Below are 12,648 nucleotides of genomic sequence, written 5' to 3' on the forward strand. Positions count from 1 at the left end.
TTGAATCCTCTGCTGATCGACTCGATCTGTGAACACGGGAGTTTACCGGTTGCAGCGTTCTGCTTGCGAGGCATTTTTCGCGGCAACGGCTCCTTATAATGTCCCCGTACCTCTGGAGTAGCCCCATGGCCGTCAGCCTGACCCCCATTGCCTTCGAGCGCGTGCAGCGCTTTGTCGCCCAGACCCCCGGTGCGCTGGGCCTGCGTTTCGGCGTGACCAAGACCGGTTGCTCCGGTTGGGGCCATATCACCGACCTGGCACGCGACGAGCGCGAGGGCGATACCGTGTTCGAGCAGGACGGCGTGAAGATCTATGTCGACGCCAAGAGCCTGGCGCTGGTGGACGGCACCGTGATCGACTTCGGCAAGCACGGCCTGAGCGAGACCTTCACGTTCAGCAACCCCAATGCCACCGCCGAGTGTGGCTGCGGCGAGAGCTTCACCACCGACGCCGACAAGGCCTGACGGCCCGGCGCGTCCCGGTAGCTGCCGACCTTGGTCGGCACGCGGGGCTCGGCAGGGACCCCACCGATGGAACGACCGGCTTTTACCTATCACCCCAACGCCTACGCCCTCTCCTTCGAAGAGGTCGACGGAATCTGTGACTGCTGCGGCCAGCCGCGCACACTGCGCTACCGGGGGCCGTTCTACACCCGTCTGCGTCCGGATTACCTTTGCCCCTGGTGTATCGCCGACGGCAGGGCGGCGGCCAGCTACGAGGGTGAATTCACCGGCTGGAGTGATATCGAAGGGGTCTCGCCAGACCCGGCCGACCCGCCGCCGAGCATCGCCCGTGAGCTGCTGCTGGAGATCTGCGAGCGCACCCCGGGCTATCCGTCCTGGCAGCAATCGGTCTGGCTGAGCCATTGTGAACGGCCCTGCGCCTTCCTCGGTTTCGCCGGCAGAGACGATCTGCTGCCCATCCTCGACCAGGTCCGGCCCGATGTGGCGGAGGTCAATCCGCGCGACGCCGACTGGGTGCTGGCGCACCTGAGCCGGGACGGGATGATGGTCGGCTGCCTGTTCCAGTGCCTGGAATGCGGCCAGCACCGCCTTCACGTCGACCTGGGGTGAATCCAGGCGGATTCGTGGACTGTACGGGGCTCCGGTAGCGGCCAGCCTGGGTCGGCATGGGGGGGGGCTGCGCCCCCGGTTCAGGTTGCCGTGTGACCCGCCGGTTGCCCGGCACCCCCATCTGCGCCATAATGCGCGGCTTCCTGCCTCCCCGGCGGGAATCCTTGCCCCACCGCGGTATCAACGGCGGGGGGCTGTCCGGCCGCAAGGCCACATCCGAAAGGTAGAAAAAAACATGAGTCGTCATTACGAAATCGTGTTCATGGTCCACCCGGACCAGAGCGAGCAGGTCCCGGCCATGATCGAGCGCTACAAGTCGCTGGTCGAGAACGGCAACGGCACCATCCACCGTCTGGAAGACTGGGGCCGCCGCCAGCTGGCATACCCGATCCAGAACCTGGTGAAGGCCCACTACGTGCTGATGAACATCGAAGCCGACCAGGCCGTTCTGAACGAACTGACCGAGAGCTTCCGCTTCAACGACGCCGTGCTGCGCAACCTGGTCATCAAGCGTGACGAGGCTGACACCGAGCAGTCGCTGATCATGAAGAGCAAGGACGAGAAGGGTGACAAGCCGGAGCGCGGTGAGCGCCGTCGTCGTGACGACGAAGAAGGCGAGTCCAACAACACCGCTGACAACGAAGCCGGCGACGACGCCGCTTCCGCCGCCTAAGGAGCCTTCCCATGTCCAAGTTCTTCCGTCGCCGCAAGTTCTGCAAGTTCACTGCTGAAGGTGTGAAGGAGATCGACTACAAGGATCTCAACACCCTGCGCCAGTACCTGACCGAGAACGGCAAGATCGTGCCGAGCCGCGTCACCGGCACCAAGTCGAAGTACCAGCGCCAGCTGGCGACCGCCGTCAAGCGCGCTCGCTTCCTGGCCCTGATCCCGTACACCGACAACCACGACGTCTGATGCCGGCGGGGCGGCCCGGCGCCGCCCCCGCTGTGCCAGCTATTCGGACAGCCTTTGTTGCGGGGCATCGCCTCGCTAACGAATAACTTATCTGGAGCAATACCATGCAGCTGATCCTCCTGCAGAAAGTCACCAACCTCGGCAACCTGGGCGACCTGGTCGACGTGAAGCCGGGCTACGGCCGTAACTTCCTCGTGCCGCAGGGCAAGGCCGTGCCGGCCACCGAGAGCAACAAGGCCGAGTTCGAAGCCAAGCGCGCCGAATACGAAGCCAAGGCCCAGGCCATCCACGCCGACGCTGAAGGCCGCAAGGCCAAGCTGGAAGGCGCGAGCGTGACCATCGCCGCCAACGCTTCGACCGAAGGCAAGCTGTACGGCTCGGTTGGCCCGCGCGACATCGCCGAGGCCTTCACCGCCGCCGGCCTGCCGCTGGAAAAGAGCGAAGTCATCCTGGGCGAAGGCGCCTTCCGCAACATCGGCGAATACGACGTGCTGGTCCACCTGCACGCCGACGTCGAGACCACCGTCAAGGTCGTCGTCGTCGCCGAAGCCTGATCCCACGCCGCAAGGCCTGGAATCACCGCAGAACGGGCGCCCGCAAGGGTGCCCGTTTTGTTTTTGGCGCCGTTCCGCGGTGTCGGGCCAGGTCCGTCCGACGGGGTGGGGGTGGGCAATGTTCCACGCCCATTCGTAGAACACGTCCACATCGGTATACTCAGGGCGTCACACCCGTTCCACGGGCATCGATCCCAACAGGATCAATGGCTTGGAGGGTAAACGCAGGCCGCTTGCCGGCCCCAGTCCGGAACCCCTATGCGTCTTTCCACGATCAAGCTCTCCGGCTTCAAGTCGTTCGTCGATCCGACCACCCTGCACCTGCCGACCAACATGACCGGCGTGGTGGGGCCCAATGGCTGCGGCAAGTCGAACATCATCGACGCCGTGCGCTGGGTCATGGGCGAGAGTTCGGCCAGCCGCCTGCGTGGCGACTCGCTGACCGACGTGATCTTCTCCGGGTCCAATGCCCGCAAGCCGGTGTCGCAGGCCACGGTCGAGCTGATCTTCGACAACTCCGACCACACGATTTCCGGCGAGTACGCCTCGTTCAACGAGATCTCGGTCAAGCGCACGGTCAGCCGCGACGGCACCAGCAACTATTACCTCAACGGCACCAAGTGCCGTCGCCGCGACATCACCGATCTGTTCCTCGGCACCGGCCTGGGCCCGCGCAGCTACTCGATCATCGAGCAGGGCATGATCAGCCAGATCATCGAGGCGCGCCCGGAAGACCTGCGCGTGTACCTGGAAGAGGCGGCCGGCATCTCCAAGTACAAGGAGCGCCGCAAGGAGACCGAGACCCGCATCCGCCACACCCGTGAGAACCTGGACCGGCTGGGTGACCTGCGCGACGAGATCAGCAAGCAGCTCGAACACCTCAAGCGCCAGGCCAAGCAGGCCGAGCAGTACCAGGCCCTGCAGGAAGAGCGCCGGATCAAGGATGCCGAGTGGAAGGCGCTGGAATTCCGTGGCCTCGATGGGCGCCTGTCGAAGCTGCGCGAAGGCCTGTCGCAGGAAGAGACCAAGCTGCAGCAGCTGATCGCCGATCAGCGCGACGCAGAGGCCCGCATCGAAACCTCGCGAGTGCGTCGCGAAGAGGCCGCCGATGCGCTCAACACCGCGCAGGCGGCGGTCTATCAGGTCGGCAGCACGCTGGCCCGGCTGGAGCAGCAGATCCAGCACCAGCGCGAGCTGTCGCAGCGCCTGCACAAGGCGCGCGACGAAACCCAGCAGGCCCTGGCGGAACTGGGGCAGCACATCAGTGGCGACGAGGCCAAGCTGAGGGTGCTGCGGGAGGCGGTAGAGGCCGCCACCCCGCAGCTGGAAGAACTGCAGGAAGAAAACGAGATCAAGCAGGAAAGCCTGCGCGAGGCTGAAGACCGGCTGGCCAGCTGGCAGCAGCGCTGGGAACAGCACACCTCGCAGAGTTCGGAAGCCTCGCGCGCCGGCGACGTCGAGCGCACGCGCGTGGACTACCTGGACAAGCAGATCCTCGATGCCGACCGGCGTCGTGAAGCCCTGGCCGCCGAGCGCGCCGGGCTGGACGTGGACGCGCTGGAAGAAGCCTTCGAGCAGCTGCACCTGCAGCACGACACGCAGAAGACCGCGCTGGATGAACTGAGCGAAGACGTCGAGCTGCGCAAGCAGGGCGTGGCGGCGGTGCAGGAACAGCAGCGCAATGGCCAGAACGAGCTGGCCGAACTGCGCAAGCAGGCCAATGGTCTGCGCGGTCGCCTGGCTTCGCTGGAAACCCTGCAGCAGGCCGCGCTGGGCCAGGAGCAGGGTGCTGCCGTGGCCTGGCTGAAGGCGCGTGGGCTGGACTCGGCGGCGCGTGTCGGCGAACGCCTGGATGTCGATGCCGGTTGGGAAAACGCGGTGGAAAGCGCGCTCGGCCAGTTGATCGAAGGCGTGCTGGTCGATGACCCGGCCAGCCTGGTCGACGCGCTGGGCGAACTGGGCGAGGGCCACATTGCGCTGGTCGCCAACGATGGCGCGGACCTGAAGGTCGCGCCGACCTCGCTGGCTGCACGCGTGCGTGGCCCGGCAGCGATCCGGCGCCTGCTGGCACACCTGCACGGTGCCAGGGATCTGTCCGAGGCCAAGGCGCTGCAGGCCAGCCTTCCGGAAGGCGATTCGATCATCACCCAGAGTGGCGAGCGCCTGGGCCAGGGCTGGCTGCGCGTATCGCGTTCCGGTGCCGCCGCGCAGGGCGCGCTGCTGCGCGAACGTGAGATCCAGGAACTGCGTGAGCAGATCGAGCAGCTGCAGGACCGCGAGGCCGAGCTGGAAGAACAGCTGGCCGGCTTCCGAGAGCAGCTGCAGGCTGCCGAACAGCAGCGCGAAGACGCGCAGCGTGCGCTGTACCAGGCCCATCGTGCGGTGTCCGAACTGGCCGGCCAGCTGCAGGGCCAGCAGGGCAAGGTGGAGGCAGCGCGCACGCGCATCGATCGCATCGAAGGCGAGCTGAAGCAGCTGCAGGAAACCATTGAAGCCAACAACGAACAAGCGCGTGAAGCGCGCTCGCGGTTGGAGAACGCGGTCAGCAGCATGGGCGACCTGGAATCGACCCGGCAACGGCTGGAGGGCGAGCGCCGCCAGTTGACCGAGGCGCGCGACCTGGCTCGCGACGCCGCCCGTGCGGTACGCGAGCGCGCGCACTCGCTGGCCTTGACCCTGGAATCGCAGCGTGCGCAGCTGGCCTCGTTGAGCCAGGCGCTGGAGCGCATGGGCACCCAGCGCGGGCAGTTGGATTCGCGACTGGGCGAGCTGCATTCGCAGCTGGACGAAGGTGATTCGCCGGTCGAAGCGCTGCAGGCCGAACACCAGAATGCGCTGGAAGAGCGCGTGCGCGCTGATCGCGTGCTGACCGAGGCGCGCACGCTGCTGGACGGCATCGACGCCGAGCTGCGCAACTACGAACAGACCCGCCACCAGCGCGACGAACAGGCATTGGCCCAGCGTGAGCGTATTTCGCAGCGCAAGCTCGACCAGCAGGCGCTGGTGCTCAGCGCGGATACCCTGCAGGCGGCGGTGGAAAAGGCCGGGTTCGTGCTGCAGGACGTACTCAACGCACTGCCCGAGGATGCCCGCCTGGGCGACTGGGAGCAGGCCGTGCACCAGATCGATGGCCGCATGCGCCGGCTGGAGCCGGTCAATCTGGCCGCGATCCACGAGTACGGCGAGGCCTCGCAGCGCTCGGACTACCTGGATTCGCAGCACGCCGACCTGACCACAGCGCTGGAAACCCTGGAAGATGCCATCCGCAAGATCGACCGCGAGACCCGCGGCCGCTTCAAGGACACTTTCGACCGTGTCAACGCCGGCGTGCAGGCGCTGTACCCGCGCCTGTTCGGTGGCGGCCACGCCTACCTGGAATTGACCGGTGAAGACCTGCTCGACACCGGCGTGACCATCATGGCGCGCCCGCCGGGCAAGCGCGTGTCCAGCATCTCGCTGCTGTCCGGCGGCGAAAAGGCGATGACCGCAGTAGCGCTGGTGTTCGCCATCTTCCAGTTGAATCCGGCACCGTTCTGCCTGCTGGACGAGGTGGACGCACCGCTGGACGAAGCCAACGTCGGCCGCCTGGCCAACATGGTCAAGGAAATGAGCGAGAAGGTGCAGTTCCTGTTCGTCAGCCACAACAAGGCGACGATGGAAGCTGCGCACCAGCTGTCGGGCGTGACCATGCGCGAACCGGGCGTCAGCCGCCTGGTCAGCGTGGACCTGGAAGAAGCCGCACGATTGGCGGGCGCGGCCTGACGTGCCATCCTAATTACCTGAATGAACTAGCCGGAGAACCTATCGAATGTCCGACACGGCACTGTTGCGCATCGGCATCCTGGCCGCCGGCCTGCTGTTGATCGCTGCGATCTTCCTGTTTGGCCGTCCGAAGAAGAAGCCCCAGGGGCGTCGCGTGGAAAGCGCGGAACCGACCGGCGGCGAGCGTCGCGAGCCGGTGCTGGGCGATGATGGCGTCACTGTGGCCGATGGCCGCGTAGAGCCGGGCATGGGCTCGGAAGGCGAGCAGGCCGAGCTTGGCCTGGCCGACACCGACGCCGGCGCGGCCAGCGACCTTGGCAAGCGCGCCACCCAGGACTTCGACAAGATCGTGTCGCTGTTCGTGGCCGCTCGCGCCGGCGAACAGCTGCGTGGCGAAGACATCGTGGTGGCGGCGGAGAAGACCGGCCTGGTGTTCGGCCACATGAACGTGTTCCACCGCCTGGTGGAAGGCCACCCCGAGCGCGGCCCGATCTTCTCGATGGCCAGCATCATGAAGCCGGGCAGCTTCGACATGGCCAACATCCGCGCCATGGAGACCCCGGCCATCGCCTTCTTCCTGACCCTGCCGGCGCCGCTGACCGCGCTGGATGCCTGGGAGAAGATGCTGCCCACCGTGCAGCGCATGGCCGAGCTGCTCGACGGCGTGGTGCTGGACGACAGCCGCAACGCTCTCGGCCGGCAGCGCATCGCGCACATCCGTGACGAACTGCGTGCCTATGATCGCCAGCACCAGGCGCCGCCGCTGACCAAGACCCCGCGCTGGTGAGCGCCCTGGTGTGCCGACCAGCGGTCGGCACCCACAACAGTAGATCCACGCTATGCGTGGATGGGGCGAACCAAGGTTCGCCCCCACCAACAGGGTCAGGCCGGTACGCCGGCGACCTTGGCAAATGCCCCGCGGAACGCGGCCATCTCGTCCTCGGTGCCGACGGTCACGCGCACGCGCTGCGGCCAGATCGGCCAGCTGCGGCCGATGATCACGCCGTTGTCTGCCATCGCCTTGGCAAAGGCGGCACCGTCGCGCTGCACATCCACCACGAAGCAGTTCGCTTCCGACGGCACGCAGCTGAAACCACGCTTGCCCAGCCACGCGACGGTGGCCTGCCGCACCTTGGCATTCTGCAGGCGCCGCTGCGCGATCAACTGAGGATCCTGCAGGCTGGCCAGTGCTGCGGCCAGTGCTGGCACGGGTAGCGGGTTGTCGCCCAGGCTGGCCAGTTCGCGCAGGCGGTCGGGATGCGCGGCCGCCACGCCCAGGCGCAGGCCGGCCATGCCATACAGTTTGGAGAACGTGCGCAACACGATCAGGTCATCGCGCTGCGCCACCTGCGCGATCAGGCTCGGCTGCTCGCTGTACTGCAGGTAGGCCTCGTCGACCAGTACGCGGGTGGACGCAGGCTTGTGGGCCAGCAGCCAGGCGAGCTCATCCGGCGGGCTGATCGAGCCGGTCGGGTTGTTCGGGTTGCACACATACAGCAGCCCGGTCGGGCGCGCGTGTGCGGCGGCGACCATCGCGCGCAGGTCATGTGCGCCGTCGTCGCGCAATGGCACTTTCTGCACGTGCGCACCGTGTGCGGCCGCGACCTCGCCCAGCGTCTCGAAGGTCGGATCGGCGACTACCAGTCCCGCCTGCGGGCCGGTCCACAGCACGGCGGCACGGTTCAGCGGTTCGCTGGAACCCGGATAGAGCCGCACGTGATCGGCCGGAATGCGCGCCTGTTCGATGAAGGCGTCGCGCACCTGTCCGGCCAGTGCGAAACGGTAGCGGCCGCAACCGGCGATGCTGTCGCGCGCGGCCTGCTGGGCAGCGGGCGAGGGGCCGTAGGGGCATTCGTTGAAATTCAGCAGCACCGCACCTTCGGCGGGGGCCGGGGCGGCTGTCGGGGGTTGGGCATGGCCGAGTCGCGGCAGCCCGCTGCCGGCGACGGCGAGGCCGGCACCGGCCAGTTGCAGGAAGCGTCGACGGGAAGCGGGCTGGGGCACGGGCAGGATTCCGAAGGGCAGACCGTCGCACGCTAGCGCCGGTGAGGGTGAGCGGCAAGCTGCTTTTTGTGGCGTCGGGCCATGCAGATGTGCCAACCAAGGTTGGCACCTACCGGAACGAGGGAGAAGGTTGGCACCTGCCGGAACGAGGAAGAAGGTTGGCACCTGCCGGAGCGGGGAGTGCCCGTCGAGCACGCTCGACGCTGCAAAGGCGGAGGCGTTACAGGGCCTGACGGCTGGGCGCGGTAGAATCCCCGGCCATCCCAGAACCACCGGATCCCGATGAGCCCCAGCCCCGCCGAACGCGCCGAAGACCTTCGCCGGCAGATCGCCCAGGCCAACCGCGCCTACCACGAGCTGGACGCGCCGGAGATCCCCGACGTCGACTACGACCGGATGGTGCGCGAGCTGGAAGCGCTGGAGCGCGAGCACCCGGAACTGGCCCGTGCCGACAGCCCGACCCAGCAGGTCGGTGCGCGCCCCTCTGGCCGCTTCCCGGAAGTGCGCCACGCGGTGCCGATGCTGTCGCTGTCCAATGCCTTCAGCAACGAGGAAGTGGCCGATTTCGTGCGCCGCATCGACGAGCGCCTGGGCCGTCGCAGCCTGCAGTTCTCGGCCGAGCCGAAGATGGACGGCCTGGCGATCAGCCTGCGCTACGAGGACGGTCATTTCGTGCTCGGCGCGACCCGTGGCGATGGCAGTACCGGCGAGGACGTGACCGCCAACCTGCGCGAAATCGGTGACATTCCCAAGCGCCTGCACGGCAAGGACTGGCCGGATGTGCTGGAGGTGCGCGGCGAGGTCTACATGGCCCGCGCCGACTTCGAGGCCTACAACGAACGTGCGCGCCTGCAGGGCGGCAAGGTGCTGGCCAATCCGCGCAACGCGGCGGCCGGTTCGCTGCGTCAGCTCGACCCGAAGATCAGTGCGCAGCGCAGGCTGAGTTTCTTCGCCTACGGCACCGGCGAAGTGCAGGGCGGCGAGCTGCCGGACACCCATTCGGGCACCCTGGCCCAGCTCGGCGCCTGGGGCTTCCCGGTCAGTGAGCTGTGCAAAGTGGTGGAGGGCACCGACGGCCTGCTCGGTTACTACCGCACTATCGGTGAACGCCGCGACGGCCTGCCGTTTGATATCGATGGCGTGGTCTACAAGCTGGATGACCGGGCGGGTCAGCAGGCGATGGGCTTCGTCTCCCGTGCGCCGCGCTGGGCCATCGCGCACAAGTTCCCTGCGCAGGAACAGAGCACCACGGTGGAGGCGATCGAGATCCAGATCGGCCGCACCGGTGCTGCCACGCCGGTCGCGCGACTGGCGCCGGTGGCTGTGGCTGGCGTGATCGTGTCCAACGCCACCCTGCACAACGCCGACCAGATCGCGCGCCTCGATGTGCGCGTTGGCGACAGCGTGATCGTGCGCCGCGCTGGCGACGTGATTCCCGAGGTGGTCAGCGTCATTCTCGACCGCCGCCCGCAGGGCACCACGCCGTGGCAGATGCCGACGCGCTGCCCGGTGTGCGGCTCGGAGATCGTGCGTGAGGAGGGGGCGGCGGCGTGGCGTTGTTCGGGCGAACTGTCCTGCCCGGCGCAGCGCAAGGAAGCCATTGCCCATTTCGCTTCGCGCCGTGCCATGGACATCGACGGTCTCGGCGACAAGTACATCGAAACCCTGGTCGACGCGGGCATCGTCAAGAGCGTGGCCGACCTGTACCGGCTCAGCCGCGATACGCTGCTGCACCTGAAGCTGGTGCTGGACGCCGAGGAGCCGTCGGCGCTGGCAGCGGCGCTGAAGCTGCACCTTCCCGCCGAGGGCAGTGGTGCGGTGCTCAATGCGGTGCTCAAGCTGGACGGCAACGATCCGGGCTGGCGCGCGCAGGCGCTGGCGCAGCCGGCCAGCTTCGAATGGAACACGAAGAAGATCGCCACCAAGTGGGCCGACAACCTGATCGCAGCGATCGACGCCAGTCGCGCGGCCACGCTGGAGCGCCTGCTGTTCGCGCTCGGCATCGAGCATGTGGGCGAAAGTACCGCCAAGGCGCTGGCGCAGTGGTTCGGTGACCTGGAGCTGATCCGTCACCTGCCGTGGCCGCTGTTCAAGCGTGTGCCGGACATCGGTGGCGAAGTGGCGCGTTCGCTTGGCCACTTCTTCGAGCAGCAGGGCAACCAGCAGGCCATCGATGACCTGCTGCAGGTCGGCCAGGTGCGCATCAGCGACGTGCATGCGCCCAGTGCCAAGCTGCGCGAAGGGCTGGATCTGGCGCAGTTGCTGGTCGAGTCGGAGATCCCCGGCATCACCCGTCTGCGCGCCGAAAAGCTGGTGGCTGCGCTTCCCGGCGCACAGGCGGTGCTCGACGCCGAGCATGGCCAGTTCGTCAACGCCGGTCTGCCCGATGACACCGCGCGCGGTCTGGCCGAATGGCTGGACGCTGATGGCCACGGTGCGATGCTGTTGGCCGCTGAGAACGCGATGCGGGAGATCCTGGCCAAGGCGCCGGCGCTGGCCGAGATCGTGGCGGGTCCGCTGGATGGGCAGACCGTGGTGCTGACCGGCACCCTGGCCCAGCTCACCCGCGATGCCGCCAAGGAACGCCTGGAAGCGCTGGGTGCCAAGGTCTCCGGCAGTGTGTCGAAGAAGACCAGCTTCGTGGTGGCCGGTACCGAGGCCGGCTCCAAGCTGGACAAGGCACAGTCGCTGGGCGTGCCGGTGTGGGATGAGGACCGCCTGCTGGCCTATCTTGCCGAACACGAATGATGACGCCGCCGGGTGCCCGGCACCCGGCATGAAGCACAAAGGAACACCGATGCAGACTGCCCCACTGGATTTCCGCCTGGCCACCCGTGCCGACGAAGAACTGTTGATCGCGTTGATGCGCGAGTTCTATGCCGAAGACAGGATCGACTTCGACGACGCGCGCGTGCGTCGCGGCGTGGATGCGCTGCTGGCCGACCCACGCAACGGCGAAGTGCTGCTGTGGCTGGACGAGGCGGCCGAGGTGGTCGGCTACGCAGTGATCGCGATGGGCTTCAGCCTGGAGCAGGGCGGCCACTTCATGCTGCTGGACGAGCTGTACCTGAGCCATCGTGCGCGTGGTCGCGGCCGCGGCAAGCAGGCGCTGGCCATCTGCGAACAGCGGGCACGGGGCCGCGGCGTAAGCCGCCTGCGCCTGGAAGTGAACCACCACAACGAGCTGGCCCGTCGCCTCTATCTGGCGAGCGGTTACATCGATGACACCCGCGATCTGCTGACCCTGCCGCTGGACCACCCGCGCCCGGAGGGCATCCTGTGAGCGAGGCCCTGCTGCGCGCGCTGCAGCAGCGCGCCGCGCTCAATGCGCTGGTCCGCCGCTTCTTCGCCGAACGCGATGTGCTGGAAGTGGAAACGCCGATCCTGTCGGTAGCCGGCAACACCGAGCCGAACATCGACAGCTTCCATACCGATTTCACCGGCCATGTCGATGCCGGCGGACGCCGCCGCTGGCTGCGCACCTCGCCGGAGTATCCGCTCAAGCGCCTGTTGGCGGCGGGCGTGGGTGACTGTTACGAACTGGGCCGGGTGTTCCGCAATGGCGAGGCGGGCGGCCGCCACAACCCGGAATTCACCATGCTGGAGTGGTACCGGGTTGGCTGGGATCATCATCGCCTGGTGCAGGAGACCGCCGAACTGGTCGGCCAGGCGCTGGCGCTGGTCGGGCGCAGTGCGACCCTGCGCGTGCTGAGCTACCGCGAGCTGTTCCAGCAGCATGTGGGCGTTGACCCGTTCAAGGCCGATGAGGCTGCATTGCGGGCCGCGCTGGGTGATGTGCACATCGATCCGGTCGGTTTGACCCGCGACGACTGGCTGGACCTGTTGATGACCCATCGCATCCAGCCGCAGTTTGATGACGCAGTGATGACCGTGGTCCATGACTGGCCGGCCAGCCAGGCGGCGCTTGCGCGCATCCGTGCCGGTACACCACCCCTGGCCGAGCGTTTCGAGTTGTACCTGGGCGCGGTGGAGCTGGCCAACGGCTATCACGAACTGAACGACGCCCACGAGCAGCGCGCGCGCTTCCAGCGTGACCTGCAGCGACGCCATGAACGTGGCCAGGTGCAGCCGGCGCTGGACGAGGCCCTGCTCGCCGCGCTGCCATCGATGCCGGCGTGCGCGGGCGTGGCGGTGGGGGTCGATCGCCTCCTGATGGCGATGAACCGCACGCCGCGCATCGCCGACGTGCTGGCCTACGACTTTGCCCACGCATGAGCGACGTGCGTTCCTGAACGTCAAAGACTGAACGGAATTCCGCGATTCCGCGCTTGCTTCGGTAAGCAGGATGATGCTCTTATCACGGCAGATGCCGGACACTG

11 protein-coding genes are annotated in these 12,648 nt (G+C 67.2%); 10 read left to right on the top strand and 1 reads right to left on the bottom strand.

The window, feature by feature from the left end; genetic code table 11:
- The first annotated feature begins 125 nt into the window (after nt 1-125).
- The 7 genes from H4O10_RS16420 (at nt 126) to zipA (ending at nt 7,091) form a co-directional block, all read left to right on the top strand.
- A complete protein-coding gene (locus H4O10_RS16420) occupies nt 126-464 on the top strand; it encodes an iron-sulfur cluster assembly accessory protein (protein ID WP_005410230.1) in 339 nt (112 codons plus the stop codon).
- 66 nt (nt 465-530) lie between these two features.
- Entirely contained in the window at nt 531-1,073 is a 543-nt protein-coding gene (locus H4O10_RS16425) for a CbrC family protein (protein ID WP_049453812.1), read from the top strand.
- 235 nt (nt 1,074-1,308) lie between these two features.
- Nucleotides 1,309-1,746 (top strand): 30S ribosomal protein S6, encoded by a 438-nt coding sequence (gene rpsF, locus H4O10_RS16430; protein ID WP_005410228.1) that lies wholly within the window; start codon nt 1,309-1,311, stop codon nt 1,744-1,746.
- 11 nt (nt 1,747-1,757) lie between these two features.
- Nucleotides 1,758-1,988, top strand: a complete 231-nt coding sequence (gene rpsR / locus H4O10_RS16435; RefSeq protein WP_002804494.1) for a 30S ribosomal protein S18 — start codon at nt 1,758-1,760, stop codon at nt 1,986-1,988.
- A 104-nt stretch (nt 1,989-2,092) separates the two neighbouring features.
- Complete coding sequence (gene rplI, locus H4O10_RS16440) at nt 2,093-2,542, top strand: 50S ribosomal protein L9 (RefSeq protein WP_005410227.1); 450 nt, start codon at nt 2,093-2,095, stop codon at nt 2,540-2,542.
- 258 nt (nt 2,543-2,800) lie between these two features.
- A complete protein-coding gene (gene smc, locus H4O10_RS16445) occupies nt 2,801-6,304 on the top strand; it encodes a chromosome segregation protein SMC (protein WP_005413908.1) in 3,504 nt (1,167 codons plus the stop codon).
- 46 nt (nt 6,305-6,350) lie between these two features.
- Complete coding sequence (gene zipA, locus H4O10_RS16450) at nt 6,351-7,091, top strand: cell division protein ZipA (protein ID WP_005410225.1); 741 nt, start codon at nt 6,351-6,353, stop codon at nt 7,089-7,091.
- Between the two features lie 95 nt (nt 7,092-7,186).
- On the opposite strand, the gene H4O10_RS16455 is transcribed toward zipA, so the two are convergent.
- A complete protein-coding gene (locus H4O10_RS16455; protein ID WP_049453814.1) occupies nt 7,187-8,308 on the bottom strand; it encodes a pyridoxal phosphate-dependent aminotransferase in 1,122 nt (373 codons plus the stop codon).
- A gap of 276 nt (nt 8,309-8,584) precedes the next feature.
- Here H4O10_RS16455 and ligA point away from each other — a divergent pair, with 276 nt between their 5' ends.
- From ligA to epmA, 3 genes are read left to right on the top strand one after another with little or no spacing between them, the layout of a single operon-like run.
- Nucleotides 8,585-11,056 carry an NAD-dependent DNA ligase LigA gene (ligA, locus tag H4O10_RS16460; protein WP_171968718.1) on the top strand — a complete coding sequence of 824 codons (2,472 nt, stop codon included), beginning with the start codon at nt 8,585-8,587 and terminating at the stop codon, nt 11,054-11,056.
- Between the two features lie 49 nt (nt 11,057-11,105).
- Nucleotides 11,106-11,591: a GNAT family N-acetyltransferase gene (locus tag H4O10_RS16465; RefSeq protein ID WP_005413904.1), complete on the top strand. Its 486-nt coding sequence runs from the start codon at nt 11,106-11,108 to the stop codon at nt 11,589-11,591.
- Nucleotides 11,588-12,544 carry an EF-P lysine aminoacylase EpmA gene (gene epmA / locus H4O10_RS16470; protein ID WP_049453818.1) on the top strand — a complete coding sequence of 319 codons (957 nt, stop codon included), beginning with the start codon at nt 11,588-11,590 and terminating at the stop codon, nt 12,542-12,544. The genes H4O10_RS16465 and epmA overlap by 4 nt, the downstream gene beginning before the upstream one ends.
- The last annotated feature ends 104 nt before the right edge of the window (nt 12,545-12,648 follow it).

Origin of the sequence: Stenotrophomonas sp. I18B00994, from assembly GCF_014145825.1 — a bacterium.
Lineage (GTDB): Bacteria > Pseudomonadota > Gammaproteobacteria > Xanthomonadales > Xanthomonadaceae > Stenotrophomonas > Stenotrophomonas maltophilia.